This is a genomic window from Pseudomonas ogarae (assembly GCF_014268695.2).
GTDB classification, from domain to species: domain Bacteria; phylum Pseudomonadota; class Gammaproteobacteria; order Pseudomonadales; family Pseudomonadaceae; genus Aquipseudomonas; species Aquipseudomonas kilonensis.
Genome location: NZ_CP077086.1, coordinates 3285011 through 3302548, shown reverse-complemented (window position 1 = coordinate 3302548; position 17538 = coordinate 3285011). Strand labels below are relative to the sequence as shown.

Below are 17538 nucleotides of genomic sequence, written 5' to 3'. Positions count from 1 at the left end.
GTGGCAGCACTAGGCTGCGGCCTTGTCATTATTATTCTGGCCTGCATCCGGGCGGCGGCGTTCAAGGCTCGACCGCCCGCGATGCGACGGGTTTCAGATCGGGTAATGCCGGGGACCGTTCTGCAAGGTCACCCAACGCAGCTGGGTGAAATGCTCGATGGACGCCTTGCCGCCAAAGCTGCCGTAACCGCTGGACTTGACCCCGCCGAAGGGCATCTGCGCCTCGTCGTGCACGGTCGGCCCGTTGATGTGGCAAATGCCCGACTCGACCCGCTGGGCCAAGGCCAGCGCACGGCTCGTGTCGCGACTGAAGATAGCGGCCGACAGGCCGAACTCGGAATCGTTGGCCAGGCGCAGCAGCTCTTCATCGCCGTCACCGCGCAGCAGCACCGCCACCGGCCCGAACGACTCTTCGCGGTACAGGCGCATCTGCGCAGTGACGCCGTCGAGCAAGGTCGGTTGCAGGATGCTGCCCTCCAACTGTCCACCCGTGACCAGCGTTGCGCCTTTGGCCAGGGCATCGTCGATCAGCCCCTTGATGCGTTGGCCGGCACTGACGTCAACCAACGAGCCCAGCACCGAATCGCCGGCCGCCGGATCGCCAGCGCGCAGGGTCGCAATCTTGGCAGTCAGCCGGGCGATGAACTCATCCGCCACGCGGGCATCGACGATCAGTCGCTCGGTGGACATGCAGATCTGGCCCTGGTTGAAGTACGCCCCGAAGGCCGCCGCTTGCACCGCGGCGTCCAGATCAGCATCGTCCAGCACCAGCAACGGCGCCTTGCCACCGAGCTCCAGCAACGCGGGCTTGAGGTGGCGCGCCGACAGTTCGCCGACGATGCGCCCGACGTGGGTCGAACCGGTGAAATTGACCCGGCGCACCGCCGGGTTGGCGATCAACCGCTCGACGATGGCCGGCGCATCCGCGGGTGCGTTACAGATCACGTTGACCACACCGTCACCCAGCCCGGCGTCTTGCAACACCTGGCCGATCAGCCGGTGCACCGCCGGGCTTATTTCAGAAGCCTTGAGCACCACGGTGTTACCGCAGGCCAGGGGCATGGCGATAGCGCGGGTGGCGAGAATCACCGGGGCATTCCAGGGTGCGATGCCCAGTACCACGCCGCAAGGCTGACGCAGGGCCATGGCGAAACTGCCAGGCACGTCCGAAGGAATGATTTCGCCGTTGATCTGGGTGGTCATGGAAGCGGCTTCGCGCAGCATGTTCGCCGCCAGGTGCACGTTGAAACCGTACCAGTTGGCCATGGCGCCGGTCTCGCCGGCGGCGGCGACAAATTCACTGCTGCGGGCCTGCAACTGCTCGGCCGCACGCAACAGACGTGTGCGGCGCTCGTTGGGCGCCAGTGCGGCCCAGGCGGGAAACGCCGCTTGGGCTGCGGCCACGGCGGCATCGGCATCTTCCAGGGTGGCGGCGGCCACGCGAGACACCACCTCACCCGTCACCGGGTTGCAGCGTTCGAAGGTCCGGCCGTCACGGGCCGGGCACGACTGGCCGCCAATCAACAGGGGCACGTCCAGCATGGTGATTCCTCTTTATTGTCTTTATCGGGAATACATCGCAGCGGTGTAACAGTAGCGTCAGGGCGACGCAGCGAACAGCGGGATGCGGCCTGCCATTCGCCTGTCGTTTCAGCGCTTATAGGTTTGCAAGCCAGGCTTGATGCTCTTGTCGTCCAGGAACTGCTTCATGCCCTGCTCGCGGCCGCCTTCGGTATCGAGCAGGCGCGACTGGTCGAGCTTGGCGTACAGGTAATCCTCGTTCTGCTCCCAGGTCAGCTCGCGGCAGCGCTTGAAACCATGCTTGGCGGCCCGCAGCACCACCGGATTCTTCTCCAGCAGGTTGCGCGCCAGCTCCACAGTGACTTCACGCAGCTGCGCCAGGGGCACGCTTTCGTTGACCAGGCCCATCTCGGCGGCTTTCTGCCCGCCGAAGGTCTTGCCGGTCATGATGTAGTACAGCGATTGGCGATGGCCCACGGTATCGGCCATGGCCTTGCTGACGAGGTTACCCGGCGGGATGCCCCAGTTGATTTCCGAGAGCCCGAAGGTCGCTTCGTCGGCGCAGATCGCCAGGTCGCACGCCACCAGCGGGCTGAAACCGCCACCAAAGCACCAGCCGTTGACCATGGCGATGGTTGGCTTGGCGTACATGCGCAGCAGTTTCCACTGCCATTGCGACGCTTCGCGACGGATTTTTTCCTGGAGAATTTCCGGCCCGGCATCCACTTCGCGGAAATATTCCTTGAGGTCCATGCCAGCGGTCCAGGCATCACCGACCCCGGTCAGCACCAATACGCCAGCGGCCGGATCCTGCTCCAGCGTCTCGAGCACGTCGATCATCTCGCGGTTGAGGGTCGGGCTCATGGCGTTGCGTTTTTCCGGGCGATTGAGGATGACCCAGGCGATGCCCTCCTCGATTTCGACCTTGACCGTTTTCCAGCGACCTTCGTAATTGCTCATGATGCGTGCTCTCTTGTTCTTGGCTGAAGATGATCAAAAACTAAACCGGAAAATTAGTTATGTCAATTAACTATTAATCGATTTATCTGTATTTTTCCGGGCCTGGATCGAGGGTTACAAATCTCGAATATGCGCGACCCCATAGCCAGGGCGTCGCAACCCCGGCAAACTGGATAGCCTTGTTAACCACTTACCTTGAGGAAGTTCACTTCGATGGCCAAGTCTTCCAAGCTTGCCGAACCCGCCGAACCCGCCGAGCCCCTGGCCGCTGGTACCGACGCGCAAGCGCCGTTGGACTCCGCGCTGGACGACCTGATCGGTTACGCCCTGCGTCGCGCCCAGTTGAAACTGTTCCAGAACCTGATTGGCCGGCTTGCCGTCCACGATCTGCGCCCTGCCCAGTTCTCGGCCCTGGCGATCATCGACCAGAATCCCGGCCTGATGCAGGCCGACCTGGCCAAGGCCCTGACGATCGAACCACCGCAAGTGGTGCCGCTGCTCAACAAACTGGAAAGCCGGGCCCTGGCCGTGCGCGTGCGCTGCAAGCCGGACAAACGTTCCTATGGGATTTTCCTGAGCAAGACAGGCGAAACCCTGCTCAAGGAACTCAAGCAAATCGCCGCGCAGAGCGACCTTGACTCCACGGCGACCCTCTCAGGGGCTGAGCGTGAGGAGTTGCTGCGGTTGTTGAAGAAGGTTTATCAGTAGCGAACCTGGCACGGATCCTTGTGGCGAGGGGATTTATCCCCTCGCCACAGGAGATCCTCATTGCTCCTCAGCGCATCACCAGATCGGCACACTGTACGTCACCAGGAACCGGGTCTGGTTCTCGTCGCGAAATGCCGCCGTACCCGGGAAGTTGTTGCGATAGATCGATTTGCGTGCCAGCAGCCCGACGTTTTTCAGCGGGCCGCCCTGGATCACGTACCCCAGCTCCATCTGGAACTCGCGCTCCTTGCGATCCTCGGCATTGAGGGCCGCCAGTTCGATGTGATCGCCACGCACATAACGCAGTCGACTCCGCAGGCCCGGCACGCCCACGGCCGCAAAGTCGTAGTCATGGATCGCCTGCCAGGTGCGCTCCTTGGCATTGAGGAAGTCCGAGCTCATGGTCATTTCGCTCAAGCCCATCAGCTCGGTGCCGGACACATAAGGCGTGGCCGTATCGCCACTGGAATGCATGTAGCCCAGGCTCACGCGATGCCCGCCCAGGCGATAACCGACCAGCGCCGAGACATTGCGGTTATCCACCTTCCCAGCCTTGGCCGCGCCGTCTTCGTCACTGAAAAAACTGCGCAGATCGGTGGTCAGGACGCCGTCGCCCAAGGGCAGGTTATGCAACAACGCCAGGGTGTCCTGTTGGTACAAGTCCGCCACTTCGGCGTGGTAAGCCCGCAGGCTGAGGTCTTTGTTGACCTGGTAGTCGCCGCCTACGTACGCCATATGGGAAGAAGTCGCCGCACCGTTGAAACGACGGTTGGGCGAGGCGATGCTCATCGCTTGGTAGTCGGTGGAATCGCGCCGGGCGATGCGATCGATATAACCGGTGTTCAACGTCAAACCGTCGATGTCCTTGGAACTGAGGGTCGTCCCGCGAAAGGTCTGCGGCAGCAGCCGCGACGGGCTGGCAAAGGCAAACGGCAGGAAGATCGACACATCGCCGGTCTTCACCGTGGTTTGTGCGAACCGCAGCTTGCCGGTCACGCCCAGACGCGAATATTCATCCGCTGCGCGCTTGTCGCTGCTCGACACCGGCAACAGTTCGGTGCCGCTTCGGTCCGGCGACGAGTCGAGCTTGATGCCCAGCAATCCCCTCACGTCGAGGCCGAACCCGACCGTGCCTGGGGTAAACCCCGACTCGACGTTCATGAACACGCCTTGAGCCCACTCCCTGGTCGCGGTCTTGGTGCCGTCGTCCTTGTAGTCGCGGTCCATGTAGTAATTGCGCAGGGTCAGGGTGCCGTGGCTATCGTCGATGAAGCCCTCCGCCCACAAGGCGGGAGACCCCAGGCTCAGCCCGAGGCAGGCCAGCAGAGGGACGAGCGATAAAACAGGGCGCGCCGTCAGCGTGTCCCGAGCAAAGTTTGGCATGTTCGATGTCCATTTATTGTTGTTGTTTTGATCGGCCCTGCCTAGGTAATGGGGGCCGCGCGAACAAAGAATGGAAACGGTACGGGCGCTTCGTCAATCTAGAATGACCGATAATCGAACATTAATATCATTAACTAATTTATCAATTACCCTGAAGATTCTCGCCAAACCGCTGATTTTCTTAATGATCTGGTCCGTTATTGACTTCCCTTTGGCCGCCTTCATTTTTTAGTTAGCTTTGTTAATCTTAAATGCACCCGCCGGTTTTCCTCCGAGCCGGTGTTCCCTCACAAAAACAATAAGAGGATTTGCCATGAACCAGCCGGCGCGTCGTGCGACGCTGACCATCGCCTTGTGCTTCATCGTTGCGTTGATCGAGGGTTTCGACCTGCAGTCAGCCGGTACCGCAGCCGCAGGGCTGCGACAGACGTTTGCCCTCGACCCGAAAATGATGGGTTGGGTATTCAGCGCCGGGATCATCGGGCTGTTGCCAGGTGCGTTCTTCGGTGGTTGGATCGCGGATCGCATCGGTCGCAAGAAAATCCTCGTCGCCGCGGTCTTGCTGTTCGGCGTGTTTTCCCTCAGCACTGCTTATGTCGAACACTTTTCCAGCCTCTTGCTGGTGCGCTTCATGACCGGCCTGGGCCTGGGCGCCGCCCTGCCCAACCTCATTGCCCTGTGCGCCGAAGCCGTGGGCGAGCAGCGCCGGGGCACAGCCATCAGCGTGATGTATGCGGGCGTGCCGTTGGGCGGTGCGTTGGCGGCAGTGGTCGCCATGCTGTTTGGCGAACACTGGCAGATGACGTTTTTCATCGGTGGGTTGGCGCCCTTGCTGGTGGTCCCGCTGATGCTCTTGTGGCTCCCCGAGTCCAGCGCCTTTCGCCAGGCGCAGGATGGCGGCTCATCGCGCGACTCCACCGCCCAGGCGCTGTTCGGTGAAGGTCGCGGCCGTACCACCTTGGCGCTGTGGCTGAGTTATTTCTTCACCTTGACGGTGATGTACATGTTGCTCAACTGGCTACCGTCGTTGCTGCTGGAACAAGGCTTCAGCAAACCCCAGGCCGGCCTGGTGCAGATGCTGTTCAACATCGGCGGAGCGCTTGGCTCGTTGCTCGGCGGCCTGTTGCTGGACCGCTGCAATGGCATCAAGGTGGTGCTGTTCGTCTATGCCGGTCTGCTGAGCGCCCTGGCCGGGGTCGGGTTGTCCGTCGGCATCGTACCGATGGCCATTGCCGGGTTCGCCGCCGGGTTGTTCGTCATGGCCGCGCAATTGGTCCTCTATGCCCTGGCACCGCCCTCCTACCCTACGGCCATCCGTGCGACGGGGGTTGGTGCAGCGGTGGCCATCGGACGCCTGGGGTCGGTGGCCGGGCCTCTGGCCGCCGGGCAGATCCTGGCGGCCGGGGGCGGGACCACGGCCGTATTGCTGGCGACGTCTCCTGGGTTGGTGGTTGCGACGCTGGCTATTCTTAGTGTGATTCGTCATTCGGCAGCGCCGCGGTTGAGTACGACGAAACCGGTTGAGGGGCATTCCTGAGTGGACCGTCCCACAAAGCCGATAGCCGCTCATCCCAGAAGATCAAAACACTGGCATCATGCCTTTTTCCTTGCACTCATGGAGTGACTGTGACGAATCTGTGTACCGCCTCTGAGTTGGCATCCGCCTCCACTTTATCGCCCTACCGCTTTTTTCCCCGACTCGGGATGTTTGCGCTTGCCACCCTGGTCGTCTTCCTGGCAGCAGTGCCCGAGTTCCTTTTCGTACCCGCAGACATGCAGGCCTACCTGGCGTTCACGACAACCTCCGGTATCACCGCGCTCGTTCTCCTCGCCCTCTTCGCCTTGCAATACCGTGCCGATGCGCGCACCCAATGGCGCGGTCATTCCATACGCCCCCCCCTGCATTGGGGGGCGCTTGGCATCATTGGGGCCTACCTGCTTTTCGGGGTCGCCATATGCGTGCAGGGGTTGCCACGAGAAGTGTTCATGGCCGAGCTCCTGGAGGGGCTCAACCGTTGGCAGGCCACGATCAAGATCGCCTCGCTGATCGTGCTGCCGCCCATCGCTGAAGAGTTATTTTTCCGTCATTACATGCTCCGGCTGTTTCCTTACGAGAACAGCCGTGCCTGGACATGGATCGCGATCATCGTCACGTCAGCCATCTTCGCCAGCATGCACATCCAATACGGGAATTGGATGACTGTCGCGCTGATCTTCGCCTGTGGAGGCGTATTCGCTGTTGCGAGAGTGGTCAGCGGTGGCCTGCTGGTGCCGGTGCTCCTGCATTCGCTGGCCGAAATTGTCGCACTGACCACTGACAAGTCTTTCTCGCTGATGGGGCTTTACGGTTGAGTCAGGCAAAGGTGCAATACCAGTCGATGATTTCGCGAACGCCAGCACCTCAAACAAGGGTAACCATGAACACTCACGCAGCGTGCCTCGGACTGCTTGCCTTGACGCTCCCCTTCCTGTGCGAGCCCGTCCAGGCCTCGACGTGGCAGATCTGCCATATGGAACTGCGTATCGTCGAGGTCCTGAAACAACCCTATCCGCAGCTCCAGGCACAGGTCATGACAATCAGGCCGAAGTCCGCCTCGGTGGAGTGTCCGCAGCAAGGGTCATTGCTCACCTTTACCCCGGAAACCCCGGACTACCAAGCCACGCTCCCCCGCCGGCAATGGCCCCGGAAAGGGCAGTCGGTACGGGTGGACTACCGCTACCTGGATGGTGTCTGTAAAGGCGACGGCAACTCGTATGCGTGTCGTATCAAGCACTACCCGGTGGTGGGTCGATAATCAGGCGGCTGGAAATCGTGGCATTTAGCTGATGGCCTCATCGCGAGTAAGCTCGCTCCCACAAAAGGTCTTGCGCAACCCCCTGTGGGAGCGAGCTTGCTCGCGATGACGTCGGCACAGCCAACCTCAATGCAACTCAAGCCAACAGCTCAGTGATCCACCGGACCTGCCGAGCAACCTCTTGCAGCTTCTCTTCCGGCACGGCTTGCCGCGCCTTGGCGAAGCTGGTGAGGGTCTTTTGCTTCTGGCGCAGCAGGCGCTGCCACTTGGCCAGGAAGATCGGGGTGCGGGCTTGCAGCTGCAGCGGGCCGAAGTACAGCTCCTCGGCGGTGTACGTCACCGGCCCAGCGCGCTCGGCGACGATGATCTCGTAGTAGAAACGATTTTCCCGCAGCACTTCCTCGCAGAGGATGCGGTAGTCGTGTTCCATCAGCCATTGGCGCAGCGGTTGTTCACCGCCATTGGGTTGCAGGATCAGACGCTCCTGACCGCTCAACCGCGCTTTGCCGCTATCCAGGATGTCGCGGATCGTCTCGCCGCCCATGCCACAGAGGCTGATCGCCGTGATCCCGTCTTCCGGCTCGATCGCCGCCAGGCCATTGGCCAGGCGCACGCTGATCTGCTGTTCCAGGCCATTCTCGCCAACGGTGCGTTCGGTGGCGCGAAACGGTGTCAACGCCACCTCGCCAGCCACCGCCATCGCAATAGCACCACGACGCAACAAGGCCACCGGCAGGTAGGCGTGGTCCGAGCCGATATCGGCCAGGCGCGCACCCGCTGGCATATGCGCCGCCACGCGCTCCAGGCGCATGGACAAGGTCTGTTCGTTCAACTGCAATTCCCTGGATTAATCGTAGAACGGCTCGACCGCGGTCCGGCTGCCGACAAAAAAGCTGTCCGCGACCAACCGCAGCGGCTGCAGGTCCATGTCGCTGGTTTTGTCGGCAATCAGTTGCTGAAAATGTCGATACACCGCTGCGTACTCGCCTTCCTCGGAAACAGCCTGGCCCACGCCGTCGAGACTCAATAGCGCACCGCCGTTGTCCAGGCGCAGGACGCCTTCGGCGCAGCGAATCTCGATGCTCCAGAGTTCGTCATGGCCATGGTCGAAGTCGAACTCCGCACGAATATCGAGGTGGCGCGCGTCGGCCATCTTGATGCTGGCGGCAATCGGCGACTGGCAGTTGTCCGGCACGCGCAACTCGGCGGACTCCACGAACAGTGGCAACGCCAGCAGATGGGTCACAATCGACAAGGCATTGATACCCGGATCGAAGACGCCCAGGCCACCGGGTTGCCAGATCCATGCCTGGCCGGGGTGCCACTTGCGCACGTCTTCCTTCCAGTCGATCTGCACGCTTTGCAAGGTGCGACTCGCCAGCCAGTCACGGGCGGCTTCGATGCCCGGCGCGTAACGCGAATGCCAGGCGAACAGGCCGCTGACGCCTTGCTCGCGGACCTGCTCCACCAACGCCATGGCTTCTCCCAGCGTGGCGCACGGCGGTTTTTCCACCAGCACGTGTTTACCTGCCGCCAGCGCCTGTTGCACCAGGGCGAATCGACCTTGTGGCGGTGTGCAAAACGCAATGGCATCGACCTGCGGACCGTTTTCGAGCAACTCGCCCAGGGAGCGGAAGTTCTCCACCCCGGCGCAAGGCTGCCCTTGCGTGGCGACAGCCACCAGTTGGAACGCAGGGTTGGCGTGGATGGCTGGAACGTGTTGATCCTGGGCAATCTTGCCGTAGCCCACCAGCCCGAGACGAATCGGTTGCATCGATGACTCCTGATTTTTGTACTTGTGATCGGGCAGCAAACTAGACGCAAATCGTCCGGCGGACAATGGGGGCCGTGCAGTCTCTATACGACTGTCCTGCGCAATTGGGCAAAAGCCGTGCAGCAAAGACCTCAGCTGTGCCGCGGCTCACTGGCTGCCGTCACGACGTTGGTTACCCGACCAAAGAAAGGTTCGAGTCGCTCCCGCGGCGCATCGTGCTCCACCACCAGGGTGGCGACCTCTTCGCAGGAGGCCACCTGATAGTGGGCAACGCTGGAGAGCTTCTCATTGGTCACCGCGGCAATCACCTGCCCGCTTGCCGCGACCACCGCGCGCTTGAACTCCGCGTCATCCAGGCCGAACGCCGTGACGCCATTGTCCGGATCGATGGCGCAGGCGCCGAGGACACACACGTCGAAACTGAATTGGCGCAATTGCTGGACAGCCGTCAGCCCGATCACACCACCCGCGTTTGGACTCAAGCGGCCACCCAGCAGGATGACCTCGGCGCGAGGCAGCTTCATCAACTGAACCGCAATCAGCGGCGAATTGGTGGTGAGGGTCAGCTTTAATTGCGGATCAATGGCGCAGGCCACGGCCAGGTTGGTCGACCCTGCGTCGATGAAGACGTGCTGGCCCGCGCGCAGCAGTGCAGCGGCCGCTTGGCCGAGACTGCCCTTGCGCGCCGGGTCTTTGCGTACGCGTACGTCCAACGACCCTTCGACAGCGGGCAAGAGTATCGCGCCGCCATAAACGCGCTTGCACACCCCCGCCGCTGCCAATGCGCCCAGGTCACGCCGTATCGAGTGCTCGGATACATTGAATTCGCTGGCCAAGTCGGCCGCGATCACCCGGCCATACCGGGCAAGACGCTGGCTGATCAATTGCTGGCGTTCGCCGGGGAACGCTTCGTGAGGAGAAGTCATGATGCTACAACCTGCATAAACGAGCACTAATGATCACAAACGAGCAAATAGTGCCGGTTATGCAGCGAGGCGTCAAACCCGCTTGCTCAAGCGGGCTGCCAAACGTCAGAGGTCAAGCGGCCCCAGGGACATTCGTGCCCATACCCAAGGGCAGGAAAGGTTGAATCTCATCGATTTCCTCGGCACTGAGGCGCAGCTGTGCGCCGGCAATCAGTCCATCGACCTGCCCGGGACGGCGGGCACCGACGATGGCACCGGTCACCACTGGCTTGCGCAGCACCCAGGCGATGGCCACTGCCGCCGCGCTCACCCCATATCGTTCGCCGATACCGGCCAAGACCTCGACCAGCGCCAGGTTCGCGCTCAAGCGAGGCTCCTGGAAGTCCGCACTTCGAGCCTTGCGCCAATCGTCATCGGGCAATTGGGCGATGCGCTCGCGCGTCATGCTCCCGGAAAGCAGTCCCGATTGAAGGGTGGAATAGGCCAGGACCCCCATTCCCACCTCCTCGCAAAATGGCAGGACGTCTTCCTCGATGTCTCGCATCAGGGCTGAATAAGGCGGTTGGAGAGAGACGATCTCGGTCACCGCCTGGGCCCGCTGGAGTTGCGCGACATCGAAATTGGAGACGCCGATAGCGCGAATCTTTCCCTGTTCGCGGGCGGTGGCCAACGCCGAAAGCGCACTCTCGATTCCTTCACTGCTGCCATCTGCAGGAAAGGCCGGCCAGTGGATCTGATAAAGATCGATGGTTTCGACTTGCAGCCGGCGCAAGCTTGCCTCGACCTCGACGAGCAGCGACTGAGGCGCCAGCGAGTGCGTGATCGCTTTGGTGACCGGGTTCCAGACCAGACTGCCCTTGGTGAACACCAACGGCCGCCGTGAAGCTGGCACCCGACGCAACAGTTGCCCAACCAGTTGCTCGGCATGGCCCAAACCATAAACCGCCGCCGTATCGATCCAGTTCACACCGCGCTCGACGGCATATTCAAGGGCGCCCAGGCTGTCCGCGTCGTCCTGCGCGCCCCAACTGTATTCCCAGCCGGTGCCAGCAATGGCCCACGTCCCCAGGCCAATGGGCGAAATCAGAAAATCCGATGATCCAAGACGATTCTTTTGCATTGCGAGTTCTCCACAGATGATGTGGGCCAGTATCCGCGAGCGATCTCATGACGATAAGATGGGTAATCGCATTTGAACTACTGAACACTATTCATGAGTCAGCACCCCGATCTTTCCGAACTCGATGCCTTTGCGGCCGTCGCTCGCCACCGCAGCTTTCGCAAGGCCGCCGACGAGCGTGGCGTTTCGGCTTCTGCATTGAGTCACGCGATGCGTGCACTGGAAGCGCGCCTGGGTGTCAGGCTGCTCAATCGAACCACGCGCAGCGTTACCCCGACCGAGGCCGGCCACCAGCTATTGGCAACGCTGGCCCCGACCCTGCAACAGGTTGCCGATGCGCTGGCGCAACTGACATCAATGCAGGAAGTGCCTGCCGGCAAGCTTCGTCTCAACGTGGCGCGTCCGGCGGCGCGTGCGGTGTTTGCGAAAGTGCTCGCGCCATTCGTGGCCAGGTATCCACGTATTCAACTGGACCTGGTCACCGATGATGGCTTGACCGACATCGTGAACGGCGGGTTTGACGCCGGCGTGCGTTTTGGCGAAAGCCTGGCCGGCGACATGATCGCCGTCCCTGTCGGCCCCCCTCAATCGTTCGTGACCGTCGCTTCACCGGCTTATCTGGCCGCAAAGGGGATCGTCCAGGCTCCACGGGACTTGCTCGACCATGCCTGTATCGCCCGACGTTTTCCCAGCGGCAAACTCTACGCCTGGGAATATCAGGCAGAAGGGCAACCGATCCGTTTGTCCGTCACCGGCCCACTCATTCTTGAAGACGATGCGCTGATGGTCCAGGCAGCAAAAGATGGCGCCGGGATTGCCTACGTCTACGAGGAGCTGGTGCGCGATGACATCCGCAATGGGCAGCTCACGGAACTGCTTGCGCAATGGAAAGCACCACCAAGCCGGTTTTTCCTCTACTACCCCAGCCGACGCCATGTGCCACCGGCCCTGAAAGCGCTCATCGCGTTCATCCGGGCGAATGATGGGCCAACCTGAAACCGGCAGGCAAAAAAAAGCCCCGCGACCGAGGACGGTGCGGGGCAAGGGAATTGGTTGGTTGCGGCCAACCAAAGGAGCACAGTGAAAAAACGTTTACGGGCCTGTCAGATGCATTCCTGTGCGGCGCGTTCAAAACTCGAAGGCAGGAGGTTGGAGGCCAGCAAATGTCGCTCGTAGATGAACACCTTGCCGCCGCTGCCAGCCTTGTAGGCTTCCAGCACGTTATCTGCCGAGACTTTGCTCGGCACCACGATGCGGTAGCTGCGCTGGGTCTGCGAGACCAGAGGGTTCAAGGCATTGCCTTGCAATTTCGGTACGACGCATTCAGCGTATTGGGCCGGGGTCTTGCTGGTCTGCAAGGTCAAGGTCGGGTCGTTCGGTGCCGAGGCACAACCGGCCAGCAACAACGGGGAAAACGCCAGGGGAAGCAAAAATAAAGGGCGCATGGGGCGGGTCCTAAAAATAAAAGTACGGGGTTGCGTGTTCGATGGCGCTGATTTTCCAACGATTGCCGGCAAAGCAGAACTTGCATTTGCTAATGATCACTATTACTCCTAGCAATAGTTGCAAGCCGAGAAAGATTGATGAGGTCTAGCCATGAGAACGTTTGATCTGATTCGCGACGCGGTATTGCCCGACTTCCGTGAGCGGGTGGCTGATTACCTGATCCAGTACGAGAGCGTGCTGTTAAGCAGCACCGCACCCGACCCGGAGCTCAGGTGCGCCACGGCCAATCAACTGCGCGGTTATTTGCGCGGGCTGAACACCACTCGGGTACTGGGCATGGCGGATTGGGAGGAGCTGGATCGGCGGGTGGTGAATACGTGGCTTTAGCGCCCGGCCAAGGACAGGCCGGACTTCCAGGAATGTGTTCGATTCATTGTGGCGAGGGAGCTTGCTCCCGCTGGGCTGCGCAGCAGTCCTCTTGCGGCCGCGGCCCAACGCTGGCTTGCGCCCTGTTCACCAACCGTTGCACCCACGCGGCATCCTCGTCATTGACCACCCCATAGCGGTTCGGCGGTAAAAAATTCCAGTGATGGGCGGCCTCGTCCAGGCGCTTGAGCTCATCGGCAGACAGCCAGTACGGCGTCTCCACCAATGGCATCGGCGCACCGTCGAAACGCCGGCCCAGTTGCAGATGCGTGCCGGGAGCGAAAGCAATCGCCAGTTGCTGGCGGGGTTGCAGCAGCTTGTCCGGTGCCGGCATTTGCCCTACCCGCCCGTAGCTGAAGTCGCCCGAAAATTGTTCCTTGAGCACCAGCCAATGCCCCGCCGCGGTCTTGGCCAGAATCCATTGCGATATACCGCTGTCTTGCACGCACTTCAACTTGCCGTCGGTCCATTGCATGAGGGTGTTGCAGTCCGGGTCATAGTCGTTGGACCACAGGCTGATGCCGGAGACCAGGGTATGGTGTTCGAGTTCGACCACCCCTTGATCGGGCATCGATTGCCAAAATCGCTTGGTCGGGTCGCGCTTATCGCGCAAGTAGTTATGCAGGACCCAGGCAGCCATGAACAACAAGGTGGCGAGCACAAGCCAGCCAAGGGAATCCCCGACGATTCGGTCAAGGTCGACGCCTGGGGCGGATAACCCTTGATAGACCAGCAGCCCCAGCAGAAACGCGATGCCCGGCAGCACCGGGCCCAGGCACAGAGGCGGCACCAGCACCATGATCCAGCTGAAGCGATGCATGGTCGCGCGCTCCCGCGCCCAGGCCAGCTCCTGCTCCAGCATCGGCACCCGCTCCCGTGGGCCGATGCCAGGGTCGGGGGTCTGGAAGCGCATGTACAGGGTGTAGGTGTCATCGCTCATGGATCGGATCATGCCCTTGAAGTCATCATGGTCGAGCAACCCTCCGGGTCGCCCCTTGACGCTGGAACACGCGTATTATCCGGGTAACCAGGCGCCATGTAGACACACATTCATGTCCATCTCCCAAACTCGCCCCACACCCGCGCCCTTGCTCAAGCTGCGATTTTTGAAGTCGTTGCCCTACTGCCCTGGGTTTGGCGTCCGGTGAAACTGCTTCGCTACGTTCCCCGCGTGCTTCGGGACTGGGCCTATGATCGCATTGCCCTGAATCGTTATCGGCTGTTTGGCAAATACGACGTGTGCCTTTTGCCGAGCCCGGATCATGAGCGGCGTTTCTTGAAGGCTCCAACGCCTGGGAGCAATCCGGTGGAACGGATTGGTACTTAGCCCGTCAGTAGCTCGATCCACTGAGGTGGCGTCATCTTCGTCACCATGATCAGCACAATGACAAACATCCCCAAGAAGCCAAAAACGCCCATCCAGAACCACTTTTGATACACGGATGAGTATCGATCATCGAGCGCCCGTCCGTCCCCAACCGCGCTCGAAGCCATCACGTATAAGCGCTTCTGGAGCACCAGCACAGGAAGCCACAGCGCCCCCACGCAAAAGAAAATGATCAACGACGTCATTATCCATTCCGTGGTCAGGGGAAGTCCGACCAGCCTCATTAACAGATAACCCGTCGCTATCTGAATAAAGCCCGCCGGCGTGGTAATCCAAGTGTCGAACTGGACGACCGTCCTGGCCACGTGGGCAATGACCTGAGGGTTGGCGGTGCGGCTGGCCGCGATCAGGTAAAGATAGGACCCCATGCCGAAGCCGAAGAGGAAAATGGCAGCAATGATGTGGAGGTACTTCAGGCAAAGATAGAGCATCTGTCAGCCCTGCTCCTCAGAGAAATGAACGGACAGGTTCAAGTTTTCGGCGTCGTTGATGGCGGCCATGTATTCGTCGACGGTGATTTCACCCACGCAGGCCCGAGCACCGGGTTCGGGCAGATACCCTTGGGCGACTTTTGCCGCCAAGGCAACGGCTGCGCAGCTGGGAATCTCCGGCCCCTTGTCGTTCATAGCGGTGAGCTGCACGTTCATCGACAACGGTTCGCCATTGGCCCCCATGCCATGGACGTCGATGTACATTGCGCTTTTGCCATCGCCAAATCGTTCGAACCAGAGCCCCCACCGATGAAGCCTGGCGGCCCAAGGGGCATGGTCACGTACCATCCCCATCCTCATTGCCTGGGCCAGCAGGTAGTTGGCGATGCCGCCGAGCTTCAGGCCTGAGCCGGCCTTGAAGCTCAGGGTCTGGGCACCATAGCGGCTGGCGAAGATATCCATGTCCGGCACGTCGACATTGGCCAGTACCCGGGTCCCCATGTACCGCATTCTGCGAAGCGTCAGGTCCTGCCATCCCAGAACCTCATGTACCCGGCCATTCCTGAGTTGCTTGATCGGCTTGCCTGCATAGGCCAGAACGCCTTCGACGGTGGACAACCCCGGCATCTTGGCCGAAGAGGAAATACCATGTTCGATGGTGTCGATGCGTTTAAAGCGATGCCGCTGCTGATCGATGAGGGCGGCCGAAAGGGTCGGCACTGAGCTGCAACCACTGAGGACCGCCACGCCTGCCTGTTTTGCCCGGGCGTCGAGTGCGCCAATACCGGTGACGAAGGCCCTGGAATCGGACAGGTCGCAGTAGTTCACGCCCGCGTCAATGCAGCTCTCGGCAACGGCATAGGTTTGCCCTTGGAATGGGCCACCGGTATGGATGACCCATTGGATGTTCATCAAGCCCAGGACAGATTTGAAGTCCGCTCCCATGGCGTCGCCGCACCAACTTTCACACTCCGAGCCCGATTGAGCGTCCAATTCATCGACTTTGCGCTGCAGCTTTTGGGCGTCACGCCCGGAAATCACCAACTGTACGCCTGGCATCGCCACCAGGTGCCTGGAAACGATACTGCCGAAATTTCCATACCCACCGACTACCATGACCCTGAGCGTCATTCCATCCGTCCCTAAATATTCGATGAAGCCCGCAACCTTGCCACAAGGAAGACGCGCAGGTGTACCCCTTGTGGTGGGTCACTGTCCCTCGCCATAGGAGCTATTTGGCGGCGAGGGGATTTATCCCCGCTGGGCTGCGCAGCGGCCCTATGTCGTCAACTCAATTAGCCTGACCCACCAAGGTGCCAGGCTTCAGGGCCGCTTCGCGCCCCAGCGGGGATAAATCCCCTCGCCACAAGAGCTATTGGGTGGTGTGTCAGCTCATCACGAGCGGTTCGGCTGTGAGTCAGTGAGCGGTCGCATTGGTCCCCTGCTGATACTCCCGAGGGGTGCAGCCGAACTCGCGGCGAAACACGGTGTGCAGGTATTGCGCCGATTTGAAGCCGCAGTTCTGGGCGATGTCGGCAATCGGCGAGTTGGTGTTTTCCAATCCGTTGGCGGCGGCGGCCAGTTTGAAGCGCAGGATTTCGTCGTGGACGCTGCAGCCCCGCTCCTTGCGAAAGTGCGATTCCAGCGATGAGCGCGACACTCCCACATAGGCCGCCACCTGGGCCGTCTTGATGCCCTGGCAGGCGTATTGGCGGATGAAGAGCAGTGCCTGCATGACATAAGGGTTGCCCAACGGTTGATGCAGGCTCGACACCTGCACATTGATCGCGTCAGGCGGGACCAGGATCTGCGTGCCGGTGGACGGCATGCCGTGCAGCATTTGATGGAGCAGGCGTGCGGCGGTGCGGCCCATGGTTTCGGTGCCCTGGATCACCGAGCTCAGCGGCACCCGCGTCAGGCTGCGGGTCAGCGGGTCGTTGTCGATGCCGATCAACGCCACCTGCTCAGGCACGGCGATCCCGGCGGTCAGGCAGGCTTGCAGCAACTGCCGGGCGCGGGCGTCGCTGACGGCGATGATGCCGATGGGTTTGGGCAGGCTTTGCAACCAGGCGATCTGCTGTTCGACGGCGCTGTCCCACAGCGGTGCGCTGGTGCCCATGCCGCGATAGACCTCGGCGTGCAGGCCATCGCGCTGCACCAGCCGGCGAAAGGCTTTTTCCCGTTCCTGGGCCCAGCGATTGGCTTGTGCCTCAGGCAGGCTGAAACAGGCAAAACGCGTCAACCCGGCCTCGATCAAGTGCTCGTAGGCCAATGTCATCAACGCATCATTGTCGGTGGCGACATAGGGAATGCCCTTCGGGTAGGCGCGTTCATCCTGATAAGAGCCACCCACCGCCACCACCGGCAGCTTGATCCCGGCCAGCGCCTCGCCGATCAGCGGGTCGTCGAAGTCGGCGATGATCCCGTCGCCCTGCCAGCGTTCGATGCCTTTCAAGCGGCAGAGAAAATCCTCCTCGAGGAACAAGTCCCAGGACGCGCGCGTGCTGCTCAGGTAGTTGCCGATGCCGCTGATGATGCCGCGGTCGTAGATCTTGCTGCCGTTGAACAACAGTGCAATGCGGTGAACGGGCGGGACGGTTTTCATTGGTTTAACCCTGGGCCGATGCACACAGACTAGGCGCGCAAGCAGCGAACCTCAAT

18 protein-coding genes and 1 pseudogene are annotated in these 17538 nt (G+C 61.1%); 7 read left to right on the top strand and 12 right to left on the bottom strand.

The window, feature by feature from the left end; genetic code table 11:
* Positions 1 to 93 precede the first annotated feature (93 nt).
* A complete protein-coding gene (locus HU749_RS14415; RefSeq protein ID WP_053188801.1) occupies positions 94 to 1542 on the bottom strand; it encodes an aldehyde dehydrogenase in 1449 nt (482 codons plus the stop codon).
* Between the two features lie 108 nt (positions 1543 to 1650).
* Entirely contained in the window at positions 1651 to 2481 is an 831-nt protein-coding gene (locus tag HU749_RS14410) for a p-hydroxycinnamoyl CoA hydratase/lyase (RefSeq protein ID WP_186650705.1), read from the bottom strand.
* A gap of 213 nt (positions 2482 to 2694) precedes the next feature.
* Here HU749_RS14410 and HU749_RS14405 point away from each other — a divergent pair, with 213 nt between their 5' ends.
* Positions 2695 to 3189 (top strand): MarR family winged helix-turn-helix transcriptional regulator, encoded by a 495-nt coding sequence (locus HU749_RS14405; protein WP_095962204.1) that lies wholly within the window; start codon positions 2695 to 2697, stop codon positions 3187 to 3189.
* A gap of 75 nt (positions 3190 to 3264) precedes the next feature.
* On the opposite strand, the gene HU749_RS14400 is transcribed toward HU749_RS14405, so the two are convergent.
* Positions 3265 to 4572, bottom strand: a complete 1308-nt coding sequence (locus HU749_RS14400) for an OprD family porin (RefSeq protein WP_079303881.1) — start codon at positions 4570 to 4572, stop codon at positions 3265 to 3267.
* Between the two features lie 313 nt (positions 4573 to 4885).
* Here HU749_RS14400 and mhpT point away from each other — a divergent pair, with 313 nt between their 5' ends.
* The 3 genes from mhpT (at position 4886) to HU749_RS14385 (ending at position 7367) form a co-directional block, all read left to right on the top strand.
* A complete protein-coding gene (gene mhpT / locus HU749_RS14395) occupies positions 4886 to 6109 on the top strand; it encodes a 3-(3-hydroxy-phenyl)propionate transporter MhpT (protein ID WP_079303883.1) in 1224 nt (407 codons plus the stop codon).
* Positions 6110 to 6198: 89 nt separating this feature from the next.
* Positions 6199 to 6924 (top strand): CPBP family intramembrane glutamic endopeptidase, encoded by a 726-nt coding sequence (locus HU749_RS14390; protein WP_225919090.1) that lies wholly within the window; start codon positions 6199 to 6201, stop codon positions 6922 to 6924.
* A gap of 65 nt (positions 6925 to 6989) precedes the next feature.
* Positions 6990 to 7367 carry a hypothetical protein gene (locus HU749_RS14385; RefSeq protein ID WP_095962205.1) on the top strand — a complete coding sequence of 126 codons (378 nt, stop codon included), beginning with the start codon at positions 6990 to 6992 and terminating at the stop codon, positions 7365 to 7367.
* A gap of 136 nt (positions 7368 to 7503) precedes the next feature.
* On the opposite strand, the gene HU749_RS14380 is transcribed toward HU749_RS14385, so the two are convergent.
* The 4 genes from HU749_RS14380 to HU749_RS14365 form a co-directional block, all read right to left on the bottom strand.
* A complete protein-coding gene (locus HU749_RS14380) occupies positions 7504 to 8199 on the bottom strand; it encodes a tRNA (adenine(22)-N(1))-methyltransferase (protein ID WP_095962206.1) in 696 nt (231 codons plus the stop codon).
* Positions 8200 to 8214: 15 nt separating this feature from the next.
* The gene (locus tag HU749_RS14375) at positions 8215 to 9141 is read right to left on the bottom strand and encodes a Gfo/Idh/MocA family protein (protein WP_095962207.1); all 927 of its coding nucleotides are present in this window, start codon (positions 9139 to 9141) and stop codon (positions 8215 to 8217) included.
* Between the two features lie 131 nt (positions 9142 to 9272).
* Positions 9273 to 10067, bottom strand: coding sequence for a DeoR/GlpR family DNA-binding transcription regulator (locus HU749_RS14370; protein WP_095962208.1), 795 nt, complete (start codon positions 10065 to 10067; stop codon positions 9273 to 9275).
* Positions 10068 to 10179: 112 nt separating this feature from the next.
* Positions 10180 to 11187 (bottom strand): aldo/keto reductase, encoded by a 1008-nt coding sequence (locus HU749_RS14365; RefSeq protein WP_095962209.1) that lies wholly within the window; start codon positions 11185 to 11187, stop codon positions 10180 to 10182.
* A 93-nt stretch (positions 11188 to 11280) separates the two neighbouring features.
* Between HU749_RS14365 and HU749_RS14360 the strand changes: the two genes are divergently transcribed.
* Positions 11281 to 12183: a LysR family transcriptional regulator gene (locus HU749_RS14360; RefSeq protein WP_079303894.1), complete on the top strand. Its 903-nt coding sequence runs from the start codon at positions 11281 to 11283 to the stop codon at positions 12181 to 12183.
* Positions 12184 to 12290: 107 nt separating this feature from the next.
* On the opposite strand, the gene HU749_RS14355 is transcribed toward HU749_RS14360, so the two are convergent.
* Positions 12291 to 12632, bottom strand: coding sequence for a YajG family lipoprotein (locus HU749_RS14355; protein WP_014338620.1), 342 nt, complete (start codon positions 12630 to 12632; stop codon positions 12291 to 12293).
* 151 nt (positions 12633 to 12783) lie between these two features.
* Between HU749_RS14355 and HU749_RS14350 the strand changes: the two genes are divergently transcribed.
* Positions 12784 to 13020, top strand: a complete 237-nt coding sequence (locus HU749_RS14350; RefSeq protein WP_046062303.1) for a hypothetical protein — start codon at positions 12784 to 12786, stop codon at positions 13018 to 13020.
* A gap of 43 nt (positions 13021 to 13063) precedes the next feature.
* Here the strand turns inward: HU749_RS14350 and HU749_RS14345 are convergent, their stop codons facing one another.
* Positions 13064 to 13999 (bottom strand): hypothetical protein, encoded by a 936-nt coding sequence (locus HU749_RS14345; protein WP_095962210.1) that lies wholly within the window; start codon positions 13997 to 13999, stop codon positions 13064 to 13066.
* A 159-nt stretch (positions 14000 to 14158) separates the two neighbouring features.
* Between HU749_RS14345 and HU749_RS14340 the strand changes: the two are divergent.
* A pseudogene (locus HU749_RS14340) lies at positions 14159 to 14386 on the top strand (thiol-disulfide oxidoreductase DCC family protein); the annotation flags it as partial.
* On the opposite strand, the gene HU749_RS14335 reads toward HU749_RS14340, so the two are convergent.
* The 3 genes from HU749_RS14335 to HU749_RS14325 form a co-directional block, all read right to left on the bottom strand.
* Positions 14383 to 14877: a DUF2269 family protein gene (locus HU749_RS14335; RefSeq protein ID WP_046062301.1), complete on the bottom strand. Its 495-nt coding sequence runs from the start codon at positions 14875 to 14877 to the stop codon at positions 14383 to 14385. The pseudogene HU749_RS14340 and the gene HU749_RS14335 sit on opposite strands and share 4 nt — an antisense overlap.
* Before the next feature lie 3 nt (positions 14878 to 14880).
* Positions 14881 to 16008 (bottom strand): saccharopine dehydrogenase NADP-binding domain-containing protein, encoded by a 1128-nt coding sequence (locus tag HU749_RS14330; protein ID WP_095962211.1) that lies wholly within the window; start codon positions 16006 to 16008, stop codon positions 14881 to 14883.
* 286 nt (positions 16009 to 16294) lie between these two features.
* Positions 16295 to 17482, bottom strand: a complete 1188-nt coding sequence (locus HU749_RS14325) for a XylR family transcriptional regulator (RefSeq protein ID WP_046062299.1) — start codon at positions 17480 to 17482, stop codon at positions 16295 to 16297.
* Positions 17483 to 17538 lie beyond the last annotated feature (56 nt).